Here is a 22,333-nt window from a genome sequence, read left to right on the forward strand (position 1 = left end):
AAATAGAGGTACACTTAAAAAGAGGCCTCATCGGGAGGAGACGACAATGAAACGCTTACTACTTATTACGGCTTTGTTACCCTTTGCTGTATTGGCCCAGCCAATTAACACTATGAATAATCCTAATCAGCCAGGTTATCAGATCCCCAGCCAGCAGCGTATGCAGACGCAGATGCAAACGCAGCAGATTCAGCAGCAGGGTATGTTGAAACAACAGATGCAAACGCAGGCGCGCAGCCAGCAGCAAAATCTACAGTCGCAGTTGAATGCCAATACGCAGCGGGTTCAGCAGGGACAGCCGGGCAACGGTATGCTCGGCCAGCAAACGCTGCCCAATACGCAGGGCGGAATGCTCAGCGGCAGCGGAAATCCGGACCGGATGCTAAACCATTCCCAGCCAATGTTGCAGCAGGACAGCGGGACGCCGCAGCCTGACATCCCGCTGAAAACCATCAGCCCTTAAAACTGACAGCCCTTAAAACTGAAAGTGAGGGCCGATGTCATCAATGCGATCGGTGCAGATACAATCCACGCCCCAGCGCAGCAGCTCTGCCGCCCGCTGGGGCTGATTGACGGTATACACCAGAATCCGCAGACCCGCGGCCTTAATCTCTTGCACTCGCGTCTCATCGAGTAATTTATGGTTGAGATGGAGGGAAACACAGCCCAGACGGGTCGTCAGTTCACGCCAGTCTTCACGCCATTTATCCAGCAGTAACCCGCGCGGCAGTTCAGGTGCTGCCGCCTGAGCCGCTTCCAGCGCCTCTATCTCAAAGGAAGAAAGCAGCGGCGGCGTCATCCCGGTCCACAGTTCGCGGGCGGCCAACGCCACGACGCGTCCTGTTAGCCTTCCGCTCCCCGTTGTCGGTTTGATCTCAATATTCGCCATCATGCCGTGTTTACGGCAGCGCTCCGCCACCTGCGAGAGCAACGGCAGCGGCTCGCCTTTAAATTCGCCGCTAAACCAACCGCCAGCGTCCACACGCAATAAATCCTGCCAGTTCAACTCGCCCGCCACGCCCCAACCGTTGCTGGTGCGCTCCAGGTTATCGTCATGCAGCAGGAAAATTTCGCCGTCTTTCGACAGCTTGGCATCAAACTCAATCATGGTGTGCCCGTATCGCGCGCCCACGTCAATCGCCGCCAGAGTGTTTTCCGGCGCCAGTTTACCGCCGCCGCGATGGGCGACAATGTGGGGATAAGGCCAGTTACTCATACACGTTGTCCTGTTTCGCCATCAAAAAGATGCCGCTGATGTTCCGGCAGATGCAGCCATAGCGTACTGCCCGCCGCCGGGCGCTGCTGATGCGCCAACCGCACCACCAGTTTCTGATCGCCCCAGCGCCCATGCGCCAGATTATCCGCGCCCAGAATCTCCAGCGTGTCTACCGTTAACGGCACGCCGCCTTCCGCCTGCGAGCTTAACGCAATATGCTCCGGGCGGATACCCAGCGTCATTTTACGTCCAGCATGACCCCGATAGCCCGCACCAATCGGCAACGCCAGACCGCCAGGCAATTCGAAACGGTCGCCGGAAGCGCTGATAACGCCATCCAACAGATTCATCGCCGGGCTGCCAATAAAGCTCGCCACGAAGCGACTGGCCGGTTTTTCATATACCTCTACCGGCGTGCCAATCTGTTCTGCGACACCTTTATTCATCACCATCACCCGCTGGGCCAGCGTCATCGCCTCTACCTGATCGTGAGTAACATAGAGCGAGGTGGTACGAAGGCGACGATGCAGATGTTGTAACTCCAGACGCATCTGCACGCGCAGCTTGGCGTCGAGGTTAGAGAGCGGTTCGTCGAATAAAAAGACTGCCGGCTCGCGGACGATCGCGCGCCCCATTGCCACGCGCTGCCGTTGACCGCCGGAAAGCTCGCGTGGACGGCGTTTAAGCAGGCCGTCCAGCTCCAGAATGCGCGCCGCCTCCCGCACGCGTTCTTCAATATGCGCTTTGCTCATACCGCGAATTTTTAGTCCCCACGCCATGTTCTCTTCTACGCTCATATGGGGATAGAGAGCATAGTTCTGAAATACCATCGCGATGCCGCGATCTTTGGGCTCCATCTCGGTGACCCGTTTGCGATCAATCCAGATATCGCCGCTGGTCACGCGTTCCAGACCGGCCACCATCCGCAACAACGTTGATTTGCCGCAGCCGGACGGCCCGACCATCACGATAAATTCGCCATCCGCCACGTCCAGCGTTAACGGTTGAATGACCTGGGTTTTGCCGTCCCAGCTTTTGGTTACTGCCTGTAGTTTTAAACCAGCCATTTTTATTTCTCACTGTCCACTAAACCACGCACAAACGCCCGTTGCATGGCTAACACAATTACGACCGGAGGGATAAGGGTGAGCAGCATTGCCGCCATCACCTGGTTCCATTGCGTGGTACCTTCGCCGGTGGCGATCATCCCTTTGATACCCGCTACGGCAGTGCCAAGATTCACGTCGGTGATAATCAACAGCGGCCACAGATACTGGTTCCAGCCGTAGATAAAGGTGATGACGAATAACGCCGCCAGGTTGGTTTTTGACAGCGGCAACACGATGTCGCGGAAAAAGCGCATCGGCGACGCGCCGTCAATACGGGCCGCCTCCACCAGTTCATCCGGAAGCGTCATGAAGAACTGACGAAACAGGAAAGTGGCGGTAGCGGACGCCATCAGCGGTAGCGTCAGACCAGCATAGCTGTCGAGCATTTTCAGGTTGGCGATCACTTCCACCGTCGGGAAGATACGCACTTCAACCGGCAGCATCAGGGTGATAAAAATCATCCAGAAGAACAGGTTACGCAGGGGAAAACGAAACCAGACGATGGCGAATGCGGAAAGCATAGATACCGTGATTTTGCCTACCGTAATGCTGAACGCCATAATGAAACTGTTAAGCATCATCAGCCAGAATGGCGCGCTATTAACACCGACGCCGTTGACCCAAATAGTTTTGATATTCTCCAGTAACTGCGTGCCGGGAAGCAGCGTCATCGGCGTCTCAAACACCGCGCGGTCGTCCAGCGTCGCCGCGACAAACGCGACATACAGCGGAAACAAAATGACCGCGATCCCCAGAATCAGCATGGTATGGCTGAATATTGTCAGCCCGCGACGATTCTCTATCATTGGTAACGCACCTTACTTTCCACATAGCGGAACTGCACCACCGTCAGAATGATGACGAGGAACATCAACACCACCGACTGCGCGGCGGACGCCGAGAGATCCAGGCCGGTAAACCCTTCGCGATAAATCTTATAAATCAGCGTTGTGGTGGCTTGTACCGGCCCGCCGGCGGTCGCGGCGTCGATCACCGGGAAGGTGTCGAAAAAGGCGTACACCAGGTTGACCACCAGCAGGAAGAAACTGACCGGCGCAATAAGCGGCAAAGAAAGCCGGAAGAAACGACGAATCGGCCCGGCGCCGTCAATGGCCGCCGCTTCCACCAGCGAGCGGGGAATGGATTGCAGCGCGGCAAAGAAGAATAAAAAGTTGTAACTAATCTGCTTCCAGACTGACGCAAATACCACCAGGAACATCGCCTGACCGCTGTTTTGCGCGTGGTTCCAGTCATAGCCGAATTCGCCGAGGAAATGGGTGATTAATCCCCGCCCCGGGTTAAACAGGAAAATCCACAATACGGCGGCGACGGCGGGCGCGACGGCATAAGGCAGCAGCATCAGCGTCTGATAAAAACGGCTGCCGCGCACCACGTAATCCACCAGGGCGGCGAAAAACAGCGAGACCAGCAGGCCGCTAAACGTGACCAGCGCGCTGAATTTAATCGTCGTCCAGAAGGCGTCGAGATAATAACTGTCGTGAAAAAGCGCGACGAAATTCTCCAGCCCGACAAATTGGCTGGAAAAACCAAACGGATCGACGCTTTGCAGCGAATACCACAGCGCTTCGCCCGCAGGCCAGATAAAGAAAATAACGGTGATAACCAACTGCGGGGCAACCAGTAAATACGGCAGCCAGCGCGAGCGGAACACCGGACGGGATGATGACATGAAGGTTCTTTTCCTGGAAGGTGCCGGATGGCGGTGCAAGCACCTTATCCGGCCTACAAACGCTGTAGGCCTGATAAGCGCAGCGCCATCAGGCACTTATACACTTAAGATTTGCTCGCTTTCTCAAAACGACGCAGTAACTGATTCCCGCGATCCACCGCGGTATCCAACGCCTGTTGTGGGGTTTTCTTCCCGGTCCAGACGCTTTCCAGCTCTTCGTCCACGATGGTACGAATCTGCGGCATATTGCCCAGACGCAAGCCTTTGGTGAAGGGTAACGGCGGCTTATTCAACATCTGGCGAGTGGCGATATCCGCACCGGGGTTTTTATCGTAATAACCCTGCTCGCGGGTCAGCTCGTAGGCGGCGGTGGTAATCGGCAGGTAGCCGGTTTTTTGATGCCATTCAGCAGCGTTTTCCGGTTTTGCCAGGAAGTCGAGGAATTTGGCGACGCCGGTATAGGTTTCTTTATCTTTACCCTGCATGACCCATAGGCTGGCTCCGCCGATAATGGCGTTTTGCGGCGCGCCCTTGATATCAGCGTCGTACGGCATCATACCCACGCCATAGTTAAATTTGGCATACTGGCGGATATTGGCGAGCGAGCCGGAGGACGCGGTTGTCATCGCGCAGTCACCGTTATAAAACTTCTCGGTAGACTCGTCCTTACGCCCAACATAGCTAAAATCGCCTTTTTTATTCATCTCTTCCAGCAGCGCTATATGTTTCACCTGCTCTGGCTTATTAAACTCCAGCACCGCATCTGTACCGTCAAAGCCATTGTTTTTACTGGCGAAGGGGAGACCGTTCCAGGCGCTGAAGTTTTCCAGTTGGATCCAACCTTGCCAGCCGCTGGCGTAACCGCATTTCATGCCTGCCGCTCTCAGTTTCGCGGTATAGTCAGCCAGCTCCTGCCAGGTTTTCGGCGGCTGTTCCGGATCTAAACCGGCTTTCTTAAAGGCGTCTTTGTTGTAGTACAGTACCGGCGTGGAGCTGTTAAAGGGCTGGGAGAGCAGATGCCCGCTTTTAGCATCGGTGTAGTAGCCTGCAACGGTCGGTACAAACTGGGACTCGTCAAAGTTAATACCGGCGTCTTTAAACACTTCATAAACCGGCTTAATGGCTTTCGAGGCCATCATGGTCGCCGTCCCAACCTCATAAACCTGCAATATTGCCGGCGCGTTGCCGGTACGGAATGCCGCGATCCCGGCGCTCAGGTTCTGTTCATAGTTCCCCTTATAGACCGGAACGATTTTGTAATCCGGATTGGCCTGGTTGAAACGTTGCGCCAGTGAATCAACTTCTTTGCCTAACTCCCCTTCCATTGAATGCCAGAATGGAATAGTGGTGACGGCCAACGCCTGACCCGTAAATGCCAGACTCAGCGCCAGTCCTAAAGCTGTATGTCGTAACGATATCATCGGTTATCTCTCTTTTTGTGCCGGGATGCGCGATATCACGCGTTTTATGTTCGCGGGGGTAACATGACATGCTCGAATGACAGAAAAATAACTTTTTTATTACAAAAAAAAGATAGTAAGGCGACAGAGAGATGGCAAGGCAGTGAAAGCGCCGGAAAAGAAAAGTGGGAGCTACGGCACGGATAGGTACGACATTATTCCCGGGGGCGGCACACATGCCGTAACTCAACCAGGCGGAGCGTCGCCGGGATTAACGTCTCAGGCGCGTAAGCGAACGGCAATTTGCTCCAGCGTAAGCCGCCCTGCCGCCGCATCGACTGTCATATCGACAAAATCTGGATTCGCAGCGAGTGAGATCCCGTTACGCTTTAAAAACAGCAGCGTAATAAATAAGGCGGTACGTTTGTTACCATCATTGAAGATATGCCCACGGGATATAGCGAGCAAATGCATTGCCGCCAGCAGCCACACGTCGGTCACCCCTTCATATTCGATTTGATTGAGTACCCGGTACATTAGCGCTTCCGCGCGGCCAGGATCAGGCATGCCTGTTACACCAGGCGTAACGCGGAGAAGCCTGTCGTGAAACTGAATTATCTCTTCCGCTGAGATAAGTTGTAGGGTCATTTATCCGCCAGCTCCCTGAGCTCATTGCCATGAACCGCCATAATGGCAGCAAACTCATCATCCATTCGCGCCGTCTGATAACGCTCAAACTCCTCGGCGCTGATGATCACTGCGGACTTATGCCCACGACGCGTGATGGTGACAGGGCCCGCCGTCACCGCGCTCTCCAGGACTTCGGCCAGATTTTGCCGCGCTTCGCTATAGTTAACCGTACGCATAAACACCTCCCCAGTTGTACATGTTTATTGTACAACAAACACGTACAAAAAAAGAGCCATCAGGCTCTTTTGAAAAATTTTACCGTTGCCGTCACCGGGGGGCGGCGCACGCGCTTCCCCCTGGCACAGTCTAACCGCCCAGATAGGCGCTGCGCACCGCTTCGTTCGCCAGCAGCGCATCACCGGTATCGGATAGCACCACGTGGCCGTTTTCCAGCACATAACCGCGGTCGGCGAGCTTCAGCGCCTGGTTGGCGTTCTGCTCGACAAGGAAGATGGTCATACCCTGCTCGCGCAACTGCTCAATGGTGTCGAAGATCTGCTGGATGATGATCGGCGCCAGCCCCAGCGACGGTTCATCCAGCAGCAATAGCCTCGGCTGGCTCATCAGCGCGCGGCCAATCGCCAGCATCTGCTGTTCGCCACCGGACATGGTGCCCGCTCGCTGGATACGGCGTTCATGCAGGCGCGGAAACAGCTCGTACACCCATTTGATACGCTCCTGAAACCGATCGCGCTCGGCAAAAAAACCGCCCATCGCCAGGTTCTCTTCCACCGTCATCCGCGAGAAGACGCGCCGCCCTTCCGGCACTATCGCCACCGCTTCACGCATGATTTTCGCCGTCTGCCAGTCGGTGATGTCTTTACCGTCAAACACCACCCGTCCGCTGGAGGCGCGCGGATCGCCGCACAAGGTGCCAAGCAGCGTCGTTTTCCCCGCGCCGTTAGCGCCAATCAGGGTAACGATTTCCCCCTGGTTGATGTGCAGACTGACGTCGTGCAGCGCCTGAATTTTGCCGTAGTGGGCGCTGACTTTTTCAAACGTTAACATCGTTTTTTCCATCTTATGCCTCACCCAGATAAGCGCGGATGACGTCCGGGTTGTTGCGGATCTCTTCCGGCGTGCCGTTCGCCAGCGGCGTGCCCTGGTTCACCACGTAAATGCGATCGGAAATGCCCATCACCAGCTTCATATCGTGTTCAATCAGCAAGATAGTGGTGTTGTGATGGTTACGTAGCTCGGCAATCAGCTCATCCAGCTCTTTGGTCTCTTTCGGGTTAAGGCCAGCCGCCGGTTCGTCGAGCATCAGAATTTCTGGCTGCGTCACCATGCAGCGGGCAATCTCCAGCCGGCGCTGGTCGCCGTAGGCCAGATTACTGGCCTGGCGGTTGGCATGTTCCAGCAGGCCAATACGCTCAAGCCAGGTCGCCGCGCGGTCCAGCGCTTCGCTTTGCGCGCGGCGGAAAGCGGGCGTTTTCAACAGGCCGGAAAAGAGGCCCGTTTTCAGTTGCTGGTGCTGCGCCACCAGCAGGTTTTCAATCACCGTCATTTCGCGAAACAGGCGAACATGCTGGAAAGTACGTACCACGCCCATGCGGGCGATCTGCTGGCCCGGCAACCCTTCCAGATGCCGCTCGCGCAACGTGATCGTACCGCCTGTCGGCTTATAAAAACCGGTCAGGCAGTTAAACACCGTCGTTTTACCCGCGCCGTTAGGGCCAATCAGCGACACAATTTCCCGCTCACGCAATTCCAGCGATACATTGTTGACCGCCAGCAAACCGCCAAAGCGCATCATCAGGCCGTTAACCGCTAATAATGGCTGACTCATGCCTGCTCTCCTTTCGCCTGACCACTTTTCAGCTTCAACTGCGGACGCGTCATCGGCAGCAATCCCTGCGGGCGCCAGATCATCATCAACACCATCAAACCGCCGAGCATCAACATGCTGTATTCGTTGAAGTCACGCATCAATTCGCGCGACACCACCAGCAGAACCGCCGCCAGGATCACCGCAAACTGCGAGCCCATTCCGCCCAGCACCACAATCGCCAGCACGAAGGCGGATTCGGCGAAGGTGAAGGATTCCGGGCTGACAAAGCCCTGGCGGGCGGCAAACAACGTCCCGGCGAAACCGGCAAACGCGGCGCTGATAGTAAAAGCGGTCAGCTTAATGCGCGTCGGGCTTAAACCTAATGAGCGACAGGCGATCTCATCTTCACGCAACGCTTCCCACGCCCGGCCCAGCGGCATACGCAGCAGGCGGTTAATGACAAACAGCGACAGGACCACCAGCAACAGGGCCACCAGATAGAGGAAAATGACCCGGTCGGATGGGTCGTACTTCACGCCAAAGAAATTGCTGAAGGTATCCCAGCCGCCTTCGCGGGTGTTGCGGCTAAACTCCAGACCAAACAGCGTCGGTTTGGGGATCTGGCTGATGCCGTTCGGGCCGCCGGTAATTTCCGTGTTGTTGAGCAACAGGATACGGACGATTTCGCCGAAGCCGAGCGTCACAATCGCCAGATAGTCGCCGCGCAGACGCAGTACCGGGAAGCCGAGCAGGAAACCAGCGGCGGCGGAGACCAATCCCGCCAGCGGCAGGCAGGTCCAGAAACCCAAACCATAATAGTGGTTGAGCAGCGCAAAGGTATAAGCGCCGATGGCGTAAAAGCCGCCGTAGCCCAATACCAGCAGGCCGGACAGCCCCACCACCACGTTCAGCCCCAGACCGAGGATGATATAAATCATGGTCATGGTGGCGATATCGACGCTACCGCGCGACACCATAAACGGCCATGCCACGGCGATAACCAACAGCGCCATCAGAAACAGCTTTTGCTTAACGGTAGAGCCATCGATCGCCGGCAGAATAAACTTCGGTCCGGAGACGTGCTTCACCGCTTTCTGGAACATCGGACGCAGCAACTGAAAGAAAAAAACCACTGCCGTACCGATAAAGATCCACTGCCAGCGGATGTCGGCGGCGGTATCCACCACCAGTTTGGTGCCGTCCAGCTCCAGTTGTACGCCCATGAAGACGCCAGCCAGAACGAAGAACATCGCCGCAGAGAACAGAGCCATCGCAATATGCATCGGTTTCATACTTTCTCTACCTCCGGACGCCCCAGGATACCGGTCGGCATCACCAGCAGTACCAGAATCAGCAGAGCGAACGATACGACATCTTTATATTCGGTACTTAAATATGCAGACGAGAGCGCTTCGGCGACGCCCAAAATCAGACCGCCGATCATCGCGCCCGGAATGCTGCCAATCCCGCCCAGCACCGCCGCGGTGAACGCTTTCATCCCGGCCATAAAACCGATGTAGGGGTTAATTACGCCATAGAACTGACCGAGCAGCACGCCCGCCACCGCCGCCATTGCCGCGCCGATAACAAACGTTAGCGCAATGACGCGGTCGGTATTAATGCCGAGCAGGCTGGCCATTTTCAGATCCTCCGCGCAGGCGCGGCAGGCGCGGCCCATCCGGGAGTAGCGAATGAAAATGGTGAGCGCCAGCATAGCCAGAAAGGTGACTATCCAGATAACCGCCTGCATGGTGGTGATGGACGCGGCAAAGTTTTCGCTGCTGCCCACAATCCACTGGCCGTTAAACAGGCTGGGTAACGCCACGTCGCGCGAACCTTCCGTCAGGCTGACGTAGTTTTGCAGAAAGATGGACATCCCGATGGCGGAAATCAGGGCGATCAGGCGCTTGGAGTTGCGCACAGGCCGGTAAGCGACTCGCTCGATACTCCAGCCGTAGGCGCTGGCAATAATAATCGCGCCGATAAATCCGGCGGCCACCAGGAGCCAACTGGTGTCTATTCCCATCATCATTAGCGCGGCGATGATCATAAAAGAGACGTAGCTGCCGATCATATACACCTCGCCATGAGCGAAGTTGATCATGCCGATAATGCCGTACACCATCGTATAACCGATAGCAATCAGCGCGTAGGTGCTCCCCAGCGTGACGCCGTTAAACATCTGCTGCAAGAAATAGAGAAACTGCTCGGACATAAGGTAACCTTTTTAAACCCGCCCGGCGTGCGGGCGGTGGGATAACTTATCTTCTGGCATTACTTCGCGACGGTTGACGAGCCGTCGGCGTGCCACTGGAAGACGCCAAATTCAAATCCCTTAAGATCGCCTTTTTCATCCCATTTCAGCGGCCCAATAACGGTATCAGCCCCGTTCGCTTTAAGATCTTTCACCAGATCCAGTGGAGCATGGCTGGCGCTACGCGTCATTGCGGTCGCCAGTGACTGGACGGCGGCGTAGGTGATCCAGACATACGGACCGCTGGGATCTTTCTTGTCGGCTTTCAGCGCCTCGACAATCGCTTTATTCGCCGGGTCCTGGTCATAACGTTTTGGCATCGTCACCAACATGCCCTCCGCCGCACCGCCCGCAATATTGGACAGCGACGCGTTACCCACGCCTTCCGGCCCCATAAATTGCGTTTTCAGGCCATTAGCCCGCGCCTGGCGCAGCATCTGCCCCATTTCCGGGTAGTAGCCGCCGTAATACACAAAGTCGATATTCTCTTTTTGCAAGCGGGCAATCAGGGCGGAGAAATCTTTTTCGCCGGCGGTAATACCATCAAAAAAGACAATATTGGCATTGCCCTGCTTCAGGCCATCCTGCACGGAGCGCGCCAGTCCTTCGCCGTATTGCTGTTTATCGTGAATGATAGCGATGCGCTGCGGTTTCACCGTTTCCAGGATGTATTTCGCGGCCGTTGGCCCCTGGGAGGAGTCCAGGCCGGCGGTACGCATAATGTACTGATAGCCGCGCTGGGTCAGCTCCGGGTTAGTCGCCCCCGGGGAGATCATCAGAATACCTTCATCTTCATAGATATCGGATGCTGGCTGAGTAGAAGAAGAACACAAGTGACCAATAACGTATTGAATACCGTCGTTAACGATTTTGTTGGCCACCGCCACCGCCTGTTTTGGATCGCAGGCATCATCGTACTCTACGCCGACCAGCTTATCGCCTTTAATCCCGCCTTTAGCGTTGATGTCTTTAATGGCCTGGCGCGCGCCGTTAAATTCCATATCGCCCCATTGCGCTACCGGGCCGGACATTGCCCCGACTATGGCGACTTTAATATCATCTGCCATTGCCCCCTGCGAGACTGCTAATGCAACCATCCCTGCGATTATCGTTTTCGCTTTCCGTTTCATGTGCCTGTATCCCCATTCGTGATGTTATATGTTTTGTTTTTTGCTGGTTAAAAAGCAGACTGTACTTTTTATAAATGGTGCGCTTTTTACTGACTCATTAATGAGTTAGCGCAGAATTTAAAGCATAATAAGATTAAAATCTCTATTTTTCAGTCTATTAAGAAAAGATAATATTCTGCTTTTCGCTATAGATAAACAAAAAAAAGCACGCTTGTCAGCATAAAATAACGGCATATTAAGTGGAATAATTCACTAGCATTCAGGGAATTATGCTGCCTGTTTTCCATTCTCTAATGCTTCAAACTGTAATTATCGTTGTTAAAAAATTAATAACCTGGTAAATGACACAAAAAAGAGAAAGCATCTGGCCTGCCTGTTTCGGTACACTGATCGCATCTTTTGAAATCGGGACAAGCCGTCGATGAAGCTGACCATTCTTCGTTTAGAACACTTTAGCGCTCAGGATCAGATCGATCTGGGCAAAATCTGGCCGGAATATTCCGCCTCCTCATTAAGCGTAGATGAAACGCACCGGATTTATGCCGCGCGGTTTAACGAGCGTTTGTTGGGCGCCGTAAGAGTGACGCTGAGCGGAACGCAGGGCGCGCTGGATTCCTTACGCGTGCGTGAAATCACCCGTCGCCGCGGCGTCGGGCAATACCTGGTAGAAGAAGTCATCCGCGATAATCCCAACGTCTCGTCGTGGTGGATGGCGGATGTCGGTGTTGAAGACCGTAGCGTGATGGCCGCGTTTATGCAGGCGTTAGGGTTTACGGCCCAGGCGGATGGCTGGGAAAAAAGATAAAAAAGCCGGATGGCGCTGACGCTTATCCGGCCTACATGCCGGGAGCAAAAAATAAAAAACCACCTCGCAATTTTCCAGGTATGTAGGCCGGGTAAGGCGAAGCCGCCACCCGGCACTCAATTACTTCGCGTCGGTCGCCGTACCATTCGCATGCCAGTCAAACACGCCGAACTCAAATCCTTTCAGATCGCCTTTCTCATCCCACGACAGCGGTCCCATTACGGTGTCGACCGTGGCGCCTTTCAGGTATTTGGCAATTTCCGCCGGATCGTCAGACTGGTTCAGGCCCGCCTGCAACGATTGCAGCGCGGCGTAGGTGGTCCACACGAATGCGCCGCTAGGATCTTGTTTCTTGGCTTTGATGGCATCCACAATCGGTTTGTTCGCTGGCACCTGATCGTAGTTCTTCGGTTTAGTGACCAGTAAGCCTTCCGCCGACTCTCCGGCGATGTTAGACAGCGACACGTTCGCCACCCCTTCCGGCCCCATAAACTGGGTTTTCAGCCCTGCGGCGCGGGACTGGCGCAAAATCTGCCCCATTTCCGGGTGATAACCGCCGTAGTAGACAAAGTCGATATTCTCTTTCTTCAGGCGCGCTACCAGAGTGGAGAAATCTTTTTCGCCGGCGGTGATGCCGTCAAAGAATACGACGTTAACGCCGCCTTTCTTCAGACCGTCCTGCACCGCGCGCGCCAGCCCTTCGCCGTACTGCTGCTTATCGTGGATAATCGCGATGCGCTGCGGTTTTACCTTCTCCAGAATATACTTTGCCGCCGTTGGTCCCTGGTCAGAGTCCAGGCCGGTCGTGCGCAAAATCAGGTTATAGCCGCGTGCGGTCAGCTCCGGCGCGGTCGCCGCCGGGGTTATCATCAGGATGCCTTCGTCTTCGTAGATATCAGAGGCTGGCTGTGTGGAAGAGGAGCATAAGTGTCCGATAACATACTTGATGCCGTCGTTCACCACTTTGTTAGCGACAGCTACCGCCTGTTTCGGGTCGCAGGCGTCGTCATATTTCACCGCGACGAGCTTATCGCCTTTAATACCGCCTTTCGCATTGATATCGGCAATTGCCTGCTCCGCACCGGTAAATTCCTGGTCGCCATACTGCGCCACCGGACCGGACATCGCGCCGACAACCGCGACTTTAATGTCCTCTGCGAATGCCATATGGCTTAATGACAGGGCGATACATCCTGCCAATAACGTTTTACCCTTCATATTCATCCTGATAATCCCCATTATTCTGGTTGTTACGTGTGTTGTGGTGTTATTGTTCAGCACTTTATTTCGATTATTGGCTAGCTACCCGTGCTTTAGCAGCATACTCTGCTAAAACATACCCGATTTTTATTATTTTGGAATAGCTAAATTTACATTCAGATAACAGATTTGTGTCGGTGGGGGAGAGGAAGGGTCCGTAGGCCCGATAAGCGAAGCGCCATCGGGCAAACGTGTTGCCGGATGGCAGGGTAAACGCCTTATCCGGCCTACAAAAAACAAAACCCCCGAATTCACATTCGAGGGTTCATTGGCAATTCGCGAAGATTACGCTTCGATCGCAGCGCGAAGCTTTTTCATGGCGTTCTTTTCAAGCTGGCGCACACGCTCAGCGGAGACGCCGTAACGATCGGCCAGCTCCTGCAACGTAGACTTATTGTCTTCGTCCAGCCAGCGAGCGCGGATAATATCCTGGCTACGCTCGTCGAGCCCCTGCATCGCGTCGGTCAGTCGATTGGCGGCCTGCTCTTCCCAGTTATCGTCTTCAATGCCGTCGGCAAAGTTAGACGATTTATCCTGCAGATACAGCACCGGCGCCATTGGCTGGCTGTCGGACTCATCGTCCGAAGACATGTCAAACGTCATGTCCTGCGCCGCCATACGCGACTCCATCTCACGCACGTCTTTACTGGAAACACCCAGTTCGCGCGCCACCATTTCAACCTCATCCTGATTAAACCAGCCCAGACGCTGCTTGGTTTTACGCAGATTAAAGAACAGCTTACGCTGCGCTTTCGTGGTTGCGACTTTAACGATACGCCAGTTACGCAGCACGTATTCGTGAATTTCTGCTTTAATCCAGTGTACGGCGAAGGAGACCAGACGCACGCCTACTTCCGGGTTGAAACGGCGTACGGCTTTCATCAGGCCGATGTTGCCTTCCTGGATCAAATCCGCCTGCGGCAGACCATAGCCCGCATAGTTACGAGCAATATGAACAACAAAGCGCAGGTGAGACAGGATCAGCGTTTTAGCTGCTTCCAGATCGCCCTGGTAATGCAGCCTTTCAGCCAATGCCCGCTCCTCGTCAGCCGATAACATCGGCCACGCGTTCGCCGCCCGGATATAAGATTCCAGGTTGCCAACAGGGGCTAAAGCTAAATTTTGCATTTCTTTGGTCATTCAAATCCTCTCAATCAGTATTGCCTGGCACCGTCAGCGAGCAACAACCGTGCCAAAGCCGATGAGCAACGAGAATATCACCCACTCTTTTATCAGACAGTGATTTTATCCACAAGTTCAATGTAACACTGTGCATAATTTGCACAAATCTTGTGACATAAAGATGACGCGCGGGGAAGAGACAACAGGGACTCTTTCCCTGCGAACGGAAGCCCATTGCAGGGAAAGATTATACCACGATTTTATCAATCGGGAGTAAAGTGACGTAAATGTTGCACCGTGGCCAGCCAGGCGGCGATCCAGCCAATCATGGAACAGACCAGCAGCAGCAACAGGCACTCATCGAACGATAAACCGTTGAGATCAAACTTCGTGCCGAAGACCTGCGCCACTTCAGTCACCGCCGATGATAAACGCATCACCAAAATTTCAGACAATATCAGTGAAAGAAACGCGCCGGAAAAACCGAGCAACGCGCCGCCGTAGAGGAACGGACGCAGGATAAAGCCATCGGTCGCGCCAATCAGCTTTTGCACGTTAATGGTGTCGCGACGGGCAAAAATGCTCAGGCGCACGCTGTTGCCGATAACGAGGAAGACCGCCGCGACCATCAGCACGCCGATCATCGCCGACACGCGGCCCACCAGCCCGGTGAGCGCCGCCAGGCGCGCAAACCAGCTATCATCCATGCGGACTTCGTCAATGCCGTTAATCTGCGAGATACGGTCGCGCAGCGTATTAAGCGAGGCGGTACTCTGGAAGTCCAGCTTGGGGATCACCACCGCCACCGCCGGCAGCGGGTTCTCTTCCAGCATGTCCAGCGCGCCGCCAAAACCCGACCAGTTGCGGAATTCTCCCAGCGCGTCCTCACGGGACAGGTAGTTGACCTTCTCAACGCCCTGCTCGGCCTGAAGCTGCCCAACGACCCGCGCCGCTGCGTCATCATCCAGCGTTTTTTGCAGATAAACGGTGATCTGCGGCGACGGATAATACTGAGTCGCCGCCTGGTTGACGTTCTTATAGACCATGTAACAGACGCTGGGCAGCGTCAGGGAGATGGCGATCACCATCACCGTCAGAAACGTCGCCAGCGGTTTGCTTTTCAGATCTTGCAGCGCGCCGTGCCAGGCATAGCGCACCTGTTCATTAAAGACATTTGTTTTACGTGAGTTCGGTTTCGGCGTCGGCTTCTGGCGTCCTGGCGCGTTGCGCCCGCCGCCTGTTCCGCCGCGAGACTTACGCAGTCGATCCAGCCGTCCGCCGAACTGCCTGATTTGGTTAATCGCGTCGCGCCTATTCATTGGCCAGGCCTCCATGCAGATGTCCATCGCTCAGGACGAGCTGCCTATAGGAACGACGGGAGATAAGTCCAATATCGTGCGTCGCCATCAGTACCGTCACCCCTACGCGGTTAAACTCTTCAAACAGACGTAAAATCCCTTCCGACAACGCGTCGTCCAGGTTCCCGGTCGGTTCATCCGCCAGCAATACCGCTGGCTTATTGACCACCGCGCGGGCGATGCCCACGCGCTGTTGTTCGCCTCCGGAGAGTTGAATCGGGAAGTTTCTCGCTTTGTCCAGTAGTCCAACCTTATCCAGCGCCGCCGACACACGACGACGGATATCATCGCCGCTGGCGCCGGCAATGATTAACGGTATCGCCACATTGTCATAGACCGTGCGATCCATCAGCAGATGGTGATCCTGGAAAATCATCCCAATCTGGCGGCGCAAAAACGGCACTTCGCGGTTTTTCAGGCGCGTAATATCATGCCCGCTGAAGAAGATTTTGCCGGCGCTGGGCCGCTCAATCCCACAGATTAGCTTCAGCAGGGTACTTTTCCCCGCGCCGGAGTGGCCGGTCAGAAACGCCATCTCGCCTGGCCGCATATGGAATGTCACTCCCTGCAGCGCTTGTCTCCCGCCGAGATAGGCCTTGCTGACATGTTCAAAGCGAATCATTGTTAATCCTCTCGGGCAAAAAGTGCCTCAATAAAATCGTCCGCCTTAAACGGACGCAAATCCTCGATACGTTCGCCCACGCCAATGTAACGGATAGGAATGCCAAACTGGTCAGCTACCGAGAAAATCACCCCGCCTTTCGCCGTACCGTCCAGCTTGGTCAGGGTAATACCGGTTAAGCCCACCGCTTCATGGAACAGTTTGGCCTGGCTTACCGCGTTCTGTCCGGTGCTGGCGTCAATGGTCAGCATAACTTCATGTGGCGCTTCTTCGTCCAGCTTTTTCATGACGCGAACGATTTTTTTCAGCTCTTCCATCAGGTGCGACTTGTTCTGCAGACGCCCTGCCGTATCGGCAATTAACACATCCACATTACGCGCCTTCGCGGCCTGGATAGCGTCAAAAATCACCGAGGCGGAGTCCGCGCCGGTATGCTGGGCGATAACCGGAATGTTGTTACGCTGTCCCCAGACCTGTAGCTGTTCGACCGCCGCCGCGCGGAAAGTATCCCCCGCCGCCAGCATCACTGATTTACCCTGCTGCTCAAACTGGCGCGCCAGTTTACCGATAGTAGTGGTTTTACCCACGCCGTTCACGCCAACCATCAGAATAACAAAAGGCGTTTTACCTTCAATATTAAGCGGTTCGTCTACCTTCGCCAGAATCTCGCCCATCTCGTCTTTCAACAGACCATACAGCGCCTCGGCATCTTTAAGCTGTTTGCGGCTGGCGCCTTCCGTCAGATTAGCGATAATCTTACGCGTGGTTTCTACCCCAACATCAGCGATGAGCAACTGCTCTTCCAGCTCCTCGAACAAATCATCGTCGATTTTCTTGCCGCGGAACAGACTGATAAATCCGGAACCGAGATTTTCTTTGGTTTTCAGCAGACTGCGTTTCAGGCGGGCAAAGAAACCTTCTTTAGTCGGTTTTTCCTGCTCCTGAACGATCGCTTCCACCGGCGCGTCTTCTTCCGCCGGCGGAACAACCATCACCGCCTCTTCCGCCGCCTGAGCGGCCAGCGCCTGCGCTTCCAGCTCTTCGTCGGTGAATTTCGCCGCGTTTTCGCCCTCTTCTTCTACCGCGGCAATGACCTCTACGGTTTCCGCTTCGGCCTGCCACTCTTCCGGCGAGATAGCCTCGTCTTTGACCTCTTCCGGCAGCGGCAATTCTTCGCGTTCCACCGCGATCTGCGGCGCTGCCGTCTCAACAGCCGTCGCGGGCTCCGGCTCTACCGGCTGCGGTTTTTCGCTCTCCTGAACTTTCTCAGTAACGTCCACCACCTCTTCCGCAAAGGCTTCGGTTTCTGCTTTGCTGTGCGCGGGCGTTTGCGCGTCTATGTCTGCCGCCGTTTCAACAGGGGGCTCAACCGGTCGTTGTTCCTCAACAATCTGCTGTTCTTCGGTCTGTTCCTGCTTCTGCTCTTTATCACCGAAGCCCAACCAGGAAAAGAAGCCACGTTTTTTCTGTTTTGCCATCTGCGACTACACCCCTCGCGGCGCTATATACATGGAAGCTAAAAAAATGATGAAATAGTCTATCACTTAACTTAATTCACATCACCGCCTGGAATAACTTGCAACAGGCGGTTCGAGCAAGAGAAATGAAAAAACCGACTCACTCTGGCAGCGGCCAAATCCGCATTATTGGCGGGCAATGGCGTGGCCGTAAATTACCGGTTCCGGACAGCCCGGGTCTGCGTCCCACCACCGATCGCGTGCGCGAAACGTTATTTAACTGGCTGGCTCCGGTAATGGTAGACGCCCATTGTCTGGATTGCTTTGCCGGCAGCGGCGCTCTGGGCCTGGAGGCGCTATCGCGTTATGCGGCCCAGGCAACGTTACTGGAAATGGATCGCGCCGTATCGCAGCAGTTGCAAAAAAATCTGGCGACGCTGAAAGCCAACAATGCTCGCGTCGTCAATACCAATACTCTGGCCTTCCTCAGCCAGCCGGGAACGCCGCATCACGTCGTCTTTGTCGACCCGCCGTTTCGTAAAGGGCTGCTGGAAGAGACGTTACAATTGCTGGAAACCCAGGGATGGCTGGCCGACGACGCGCTAATCTACGTAGAAAGCGAGGTGGAAAACGGTCTGCCGCCCGTTCCGGCGAACTGGGCATTGTATCGAGAAAAGGTGGCCGGACAGGTCGCTTATCGTCTGTATCAGCGCGACGCGCAAGGAGAAAATGATGTTGATTAATCTGGGCCGCTTATTAATGCTCTTCGTGTGGGCATTTTTGATTCTTAATCTGGTGCAACCCTTCCCGCGCCCGCTCAATATCTTCGTCAACGTGGCGTTGGTGTTCATGGCGCTGATGCACGGTATGCAGTTGGCGTTGCTGAAATCAACGATACCGAAAGAGGGTCCGCAGATGACGACGGGAGAGAAAATCCGCATTTTCCTGTTCGGCGTGTTTGAGCTGCTGGTCTGGCAGAAGAAGTTTAAGAACAAAAAATAACGTTTGCTGCCGGATGACGGTTTATTCGTTATCCGGGGTACGGCTAACAAACCCGACGAACCGCGTTCCCTTATAGCTCAGCGTACCTTGATCGCCCACCGTCAAAGCGTGGTACTGCTGCGCTTGTAAACGGAACGTTTTTTCCAGACCGCCATTGAGCGGCTTAAAACTTGCCTCATAGCGCATACTGGTTCCCGCCGGGCTCACTTCCTGCTGGCGAGAGCGTCGGTCATTAACCGGCTTCTCCCGTTTATTGCTGACCACGACCTGCTTTTGCTGTAACGGCGCCGCCTCATTAGCGGCTTTTTCCCGCCGTTGCTGAACGAAGCGGAACGACGCGGCAACTACGATTAATGCAATGATTATAATGAAGAAAAGCGGTGGCTTACTCATACTGTTAACCTGTCAGAAAATGCGGAAATAAGCATACCCTGCCCGTTATAGTGTTGTCATCTGACCGTCACGGCCTCTACACTGAATAATAGAGCCGCAAGCATACCGTTTGCGAAAAAATAACGAATTCAAGGAATTAAGATGCTTTGGTCGTTTATCGCTGTCTGCCTGTCCGCATGGCTGTATGTGGACGCCTCCTATCGCGGGCCAGCCTGGCAACGCTGGGTTTTTAAGCCCGTCACGTTATTACTGTTGCTGTTACTGGCCTGGCAAGCGCCGATGTTTGACGCCATCAGTTATCTTGTGTTGGCCGGACTGTGCGCCTCGCTGGTCGGCGATGCGTTAACGCTCTTACCGCGTCAACGCCTGCTGTACGCCGTCGGGGCATTTTTCTTATCGCATCTGCTCTACACCATTTACTTTGCCAGCCAAATGACGTTGTCGTTCTTCTGGCCGCTGCCGCTGGCGTTACTGATAGTCGGCGCGTTGCTTATCGCCGTTATCTGGACGCGACTGGAGGAGCTACGCTGGCCGGTATGTACTTTTATCGCCATGACGCTGGTCATGGTCTGGCTGGCGGGCGAACTGTGGTTCTTCCGCCCAACGGCGCCAGCCCTTTCGGCCTTTACCGGCGCGACGCTGCTGTTCATCGGCAATATCGTCTGGCTGGGTAGCCATTACCGCCGCCGTTTCCGGGCGGATAACGCGATTGCCGCCGCCTGCTACTTTGCCGGACACTTCCTGATTGTTCGCTCGCTGTACCTGTAAATAATAGCGCTTGACTCTGGAGTCGACTCCAGAGTGTATCCTCCGGTTAATGAGAAAATTATCATCAACCGGAGGACGTTATGTCGACCCCTGATACCGATGGCAAAAAAGTCCCGCCCTTTACCTCCTTCAGATTAGCCCCGGCAATACAGAAGGCCGATAGCTGCTGCTGCGAAGAACATTGCGCGTCCAGCGCGCCTGTTTCTACTGCCGTGGCAGGCACGCGCTATACCTGGAAAATCTCCGGCATGGACTGCGCCGCCTGCGCCCGAAAAGTGGAGAATGCGGTCCGCCAAATTCGCGGCGTCAACCAGGCGCAAGTGCTGTTCGCCACCGAAAAGTTAGTGGTCGATGCCGACACCGACCTCCGCGCGCAAATTGAACACGCCGTACAGAAGGCGGGTTATACCTTGCGTAGCGAAGATTCTCGCGACGCCGCGCCTGAATCTCGTCTTAAAGAGAACCTGCCGCTTATTACGCTGATCATTATGATGGCGATAAGCTGGGGGCTGGAGCAATTTAACCACCCGTTCGGCCAACTGGCCTTTATCGCCACCACCCTGGTCGGTCTGTATCCTATTGCCCGCCAGGCGCTGCGGCTGATGAAAAGCGGCAGTTGGTTCGCTATTGAAACGCTGATGAGCGTCGCCGCCATTGGCGCGCTGTTTATTGGCGCGACGGCGGAGGCGGCAATGGTATTGCTGCTGTTCCTCATCGGCGAGCGCCTGGAAGGATGGGCCGCCAGCCGCGCCCGTAAAGGCGTCAGCGCGTTAATGGCGCTTAAACCGGAAACGGCGACCCGTCTGCGCGACGGCGTGCGGGAAGAGGTCGCGATTAATACCCTGCGACCGGGCGATATTATCGAAGTCGCCGCCGGGGGGCGTTTACCCGCCGACGGTAAACTGGTTTCCGGTTTCGCCAGCTTTGATGAAAGCGCGCTCACCGGCGAGTCTATCCCTGTGGAGCGCGCAACGGGCGACAAAGTCCCGGCAGGCGCGACCAGCGTTGACCGTCTCGTCACCCTGGAGGTGTTATCTGAACCTGGCGCCAGCGCGATTGACCGTATCCTGACGCTGATTGAAGAGGCGGAAGAGCGCCGTGCGCCCATTGAGCGGTTTATTGACCGTTTCAGCCGCATCTATACGCCAGTCATTATGGTCATCGCGCTGCTGGTGACGCTTATTCCGCCGCTGATGTTCGAGGGCGGCTGGCAGGAGTGGATTTATAAAGGGCTGACGCTGCTATTAATCGGTTGCCCGTGCGCGCTGGTGATCTCCACGCCCGCGGCCATTACCTCTGGGCTGGCGGCAGCGGCACGGCGCGGCGCATTGATTAAAGGCGGCGCAGCGCTGGAGCAACTGGGCCGTATCACGCAGGTCGCCTTTGATAAAACCGGTACGTTGACCATCGGTAAACCACGGGTGACGGCGATTCATCCGGCAAGCGGTATCAGCGAAGCTGAACTGTTGGCGCTGGCGGCAGCCGTAGAACAAGGCGCTACGCACCCGCTGGCGCAGGCTATTGTCCGCGAAGCGCAGACACGCGATCTGGCGATCCCGACGGCGGAATCGCAGCGAACGCTGGCCGGCACCGGGATTGAAGCGCAGGTTAACGGCGAACGAATTCTGATTTGCGCGGCGGGAAAACAGCCTGCGGCAGCGTTTGCCGGGCAAATTAGCGAACTGGAAAACGCCGGGCAGACGGTGGTTCTGGTGCTGCGTAACGAGACCGTACTTGGCGTCCTCGCCCTCCAGGATACGTTGCGTGACGATGCGCGCGACGCCATCCGCGACCTGCATCAGTTAGGCGTTAACGGCGTGATTCTGACCGGCGATAACCCACGGGCGGCGGCAGCGATTGCCGGCGAGCTGGATCTGGCATTTAAAGCCGGACTACTGCCGGAAGACAAGGTGCGGGCAGTCACCGCCCTTAACCAACAAGCTCCGCTGGCGATGGTGGGCGACGGCATTAATGATGCGCCCGCGATGAAAGCCGCTAGTATCGGAATTGCGATGGGCAGCGGTACTGACGTCGCGCTGGAAACGGCTGACGCCGCCCTTACTCATAACCGTCTGCGCGGGTTAGCGCAGATGATTACGCTGGCGCGCGCTACCCACGCGAATATCCGGCAGAACATCACCATTGCGCTGGGGCTGAAAGCTATTTTCCTGGTGACGACGCTACTTGGTTTTACCGGGCTATGGCTGGCAATCCTGGCGGATACGGGAGCCACGGTATTGGTGACCGCCAACGCGCTACGTTTGCTGCGTAAAAACTAATCTTCTC

The 22,333-nt window shown here is 55.4% G+C and carries 24 protein-coding genes and 1 pseudogene; 7 read left to right on the plus strand and 18 right to left on the minus strand.

Annotation, left to right across the window (positions count from 1 at the left end; all coding sequences use genetic code 11):
* Window positions 1-46 precede the first annotated feature (46 nt).
* Window positions 47-463 (plus strand): DUF2756 family protein, encoded by a 417-nt coding sequence (locus NA986_RS13345; RefSeq protein ID WP_000826041.1) that lies wholly within the window; start codon window positions 47-49, stop codon window positions 461-463.
* 12 nt (window positions 464-475) lie between these two features.
* On the opposite strand, the gene ugpQ is transcribed toward NA986_RS13345, so the two are convergent.
* From ugpQ to livK, 12 genes are all read right to left on the minus strand, one after another.
* Window positions 476-1,216, minus strand: coding sequence for a glycerophosphodiester phosphodiesterase (gene ugpQ / locus NA986_RS13350; RefSeq protein ID WP_023216699.1), 741 nt, complete (start codon window positions 1,214-1,216; stop codon window positions 476-478).
* The gene (locus NA986_RS13355) at window positions 1,213-2,283 is read right to left on the minus strand and encodes a sn-glycerol-3-phosphate import ATP-binding protein UgpC (RefSeq protein ID WP_000907842.1); all 1,071 of its coding nucleotides are present in this window, start codon (window positions 2,281-2,283) and stop codon (window positions 1,213-1,215) included. The genes ugpQ and NA986_RS13355 overlap by 4 nt, the downstream gene beginning before the upstream one ends.
* Before the next feature lie 2 nt (window positions 2,284-2,285).
* On the minus strand, window positions 2,286-3,131 hold the full coding sequence (ugpE, locus tag NA986_RS13360) for a sn-glycerol-3-phosphate ABC transporter permease UgpE (RefSeq protein ID WP_000572196.1): 846 nt from the start codon (window positions 3,129-3,131) through the stop codon (window positions 2,286-2,288).
* Window positions 3,128-4,015 carry a sn-glycerol-3-phosphate ABC transporter permease UgpA gene (gene ugpA, locus NA986_RS13365; RefSeq protein WP_000099303.1) on the minus strand — a complete coding sequence of 296 codons (888 nt, stop codon included), beginning with the start codon at window positions 4,013-4,015 and terminating at the stop codon, window positions 3,128-3,130. Before ugpA ends, ugpE begins: the two co-directional genes overlap by 4 nt.
* Before the next feature lie 104 nt (window positions 4,016-4,119).
* Window positions 4,120-5,436 carry a sn-glycerol-3-phosphate ABC transporter substrate-binding protein UgpB gene (gene ugpB / locus NA986_RS13370; RefSeq protein ID WP_000624747.1) on the minus strand — a complete coding sequence of 439 codons (1,317 nt, stop codon included), beginning with the start codon at window positions 5,434-5,436 and terminating at the stop codon, window positions 4,120-4,122.
* A gap of 258 nt (window positions 5,437-5,694) precedes the next feature.
* The gene (locus tag NA986_RS13375) at window positions 5,695-6,063 is read right to left on the minus strand and encodes a type II toxin-antitoxin system death-on-curing family toxin (RefSeq protein ID WP_000174963.1); all 369 of its coding nucleotides are present in this window, start codon (window positions 6,061-6,063) and stop codon (window positions 5,695-5,697) included.
* Entirely contained in the window at window positions 6,060-6,281 is a 222-nt protein-coding gene (locus NA986_RS13380) for a type II toxin-antitoxin system Phd/YefM family antitoxin (RefSeq protein ID WP_001522145.1), read from the minus strand. Before NA986_RS13380 ends, NA986_RS13375 begins: the two co-directional genes overlap by 4 nt.
* 130 nt (window positions 6,282-6,411) lie before the next feature.
* Entirely contained in the window at window positions 6,412-7,125 is a 714-nt protein-coding gene (gene livF / locus NA986_RS13385; RefSeq protein WP_000416114.1) for a high-affinity branched-chain amino acid ABC transporter ATP-binding protein LivF, read from the minus strand.
* Window position 7,126: 1 nt separating this feature from the next.
* Window positions 7,127-7,894: a high-affinity branched-chain amino acid ABC transporter ATP-binding protein LivG gene (livG, locus tag NA986_RS13390; protein WP_000082083.1), complete on the minus strand. Its 768-nt coding sequence runs from the start codon at window positions 7,892-7,894 to the stop codon at window positions 7,127-7,129.
* Window positions 7,891-9,168: a branched chain amino acid ABC transporter permease LivM gene (livM, locus tag NA986_RS13395; protein ID WP_000803764.1), complete on the minus strand. Its 1,278-nt coding sequence runs from the start codon at window positions 9,166-9,168 to the stop codon at window positions 7,891-7,893. The genes livG and livM overlap by 4 nt, the downstream gene beginning before the upstream one ends.
* Complete coding sequence (livH, locus tag NA986_RS13400; RefSeq protein ID WP_000003005.1) at window positions 9,165-10,091, minus strand: high-affinity branched-chain amino acid ABC transporter permease LivH; 927 nt, start codon at window positions 10,089-10,091, stop codon at window positions 9,165-9,167. Before livH ends, livM begins: the two co-directional genes overlap by 4 nt.
* A gap of 59 nt (window positions 10,092-10,150) precedes the next feature.
* Window positions 10,151-11,260: a high-affinity branched-chain amino acid ABC transporter substrate-binding protein LivK gene (livK, locus tag NA986_RS13405; protein WP_000822983.1), complete on the minus strand. Its 1,110-nt coding sequence runs from the start codon at window positions 11,258-11,260 to the stop codon at window positions 10,151-10,153.
* A gap of 421 nt (window positions 11,261-11,681) precedes the next feature.
* Between livK and panM the strand changes: the two genes are divergently transcribed.
* Both panM and NA986_RS13415 read left to right on the plus strand, forming a co-directional pair.
* A complete protein-coding gene (gene panM / locus NA986_RS13410; RefSeq protein ID WP_000778872.1) occupies window positions 11,682-12,065 on the plus strand; it encodes an aspartate 1-decarboxylase autocleavage activator PanM in 384 nt (127 codons plus the stop codon).
* Window positions 12,050-12,144, plus strand: a pseudogene (locus NA986_RS13415) (hypothetical protein); the annotation flags it as partial. The gene panM and the pseudogene NA986_RS13415, both read left to right, overlap by 16 nt.
* A 41-nt stretch (window positions 12,145-12,185) precedes the next feature.
* On the opposite strand, the gene livJ reads toward NA986_RS13415, so the two are convergent.
* From livJ to ftsY, 5 genes are all read right to left on the minus strand, one after another.
* Complete coding sequence (gene livJ / locus NA986_RS13420) at window positions 12,186-13,289, minus strand: branched chain amino acid ABC transporter substrate-binding protein LivJ (RefSeq protein ID WP_001533929.1); 1,104 nt, start codon at window positions 13,287-13,289, stop codon at window positions 12,186-12,188.
* A gap of 321 nt (window positions 13,290-13,610) precedes the next feature.
* Window positions 13,611-14,465, minus strand: coding sequence for an RNA polymerase sigma factor RpoH (rpoH, locus tag NA986_RS13425; RefSeq protein ID WP_000159621.1), 855 nt, complete (start codon window positions 14,463-14,465; stop codon window positions 13,611-13,613).
* A gap of 245 nt (window positions 14,466-14,710) precedes the next feature.
* The gene (gene ftsX, locus NA986_RS13430; protein WP_001081707.1) at window positions 14,711-15,766 is read right to left on the minus strand and encodes a permease-like cell division protein FtsX; all 1,056 of its coding nucleotides are present in this window, start codon (window positions 15,764-15,766) and stop codon (window positions 14,711-14,713) included.
* Window positions 15,759-16,427, minus strand: coding sequence for a cell division ATP-binding protein FtsE (gene ftsE, locus NA986_RS13435; protein WP_000617729.1), 669 nt, complete (start codon window positions 16,425-16,427; stop codon window positions 15,759-15,761). The genes ftsX and ftsE overlap by 8 nt, the downstream gene beginning before the upstream one ends.
* Before the next feature lie 2 nt (window positions 16,428-16,429).
* The gene (gene ftsY / locus NA986_RS13440; RefSeq protein ID WP_001118680.1) at window positions 16,430-17,905 is read right to left on the minus strand and encodes a signal recognition particle-docking protein FtsY; all 1,476 of its coding nucleotides are present in this window, start codon (window positions 17,903-17,905) and stop codon (window positions 16,430-16,432) included.
* Between the two features lie 125 nt (window positions 17,906-18,030).
* Here ftsY and rsmD point away from each other — a divergent pair, with 125 nt between their 5' ends.
* Entirely contained in the window at window positions 18,031-18,627 is a 597-nt protein-coding gene (gene rsmD / locus NA986_RS13445) for a 16S rRNA (guanine(966)-N(2))-methyltransferase (protein ID WP_000743275.1), read from the plus strand.
* Window positions 18,617-18,886 (plus strand): DUF1145 family protein, encoded by a 270-nt coding sequence (locus NA986_RS13450; RefSeq protein ID WP_000906762.1) that lies wholly within the window; start codon window positions 18,617-18,619, stop codon window positions 18,884-18,886. The genes rsmD and NA986_RS13450 overlap by 11 nt, the downstream gene beginning before the upstream one ends.
* A gap of 21 nt (window positions 18,887-18,907) precedes the next feature.
* On the opposite strand, the gene NA986_RS13455 is transcribed toward NA986_RS13450, so the two are convergent.
* Window positions 18,908-19,279: a DUF2500 domain-containing protein gene (locus NA986_RS13455; protein WP_000042855.1), complete on the minus strand. Its 372-nt coding sequence runs from the start codon at window positions 19,277-19,279 to the stop codon at window positions 18,908-18,910.
* 141 nt (window positions 19,280-19,420) lie between these two features.
* Between NA986_RS13455 and NA986_RS13460 the strand changes: the two genes are divergently transcribed.
* Window positions 19,421-20,047, plus strand: coding sequence for a lysoplasmalogenase (locus tag NA986_RS13460; protein WP_000964735.1), 627 nt, complete (start codon window positions 19,421-19,423; stop codon window positions 20,045-20,047).
* Window positions 20,048-20,127: 80 nt separating this feature from the next.
* Complete coding sequence (zntA, locus tag NA986_RS13465; protein ID WP_023216700.1) at window positions 20,128-22,326, plus strand: Zn(II)/Cd(II)/Pb(II) translocating P-type ATPase ZntA; 2,199 nt, start codon at window positions 20,128-20,130, stop codon at window positions 22,324-22,326.
* Window positions 22,327-22,333 lie beyond the last annotated feature (7 nt).

The organism is Salmonella sp. NW177, assembly GCF_051811585.1.
Lineage (GTDB): Bacteria > Pseudomonadota > Gammaproteobacteria > Enterobacterales > Enterobacteriaceae > Salmonella > Salmonella enterica.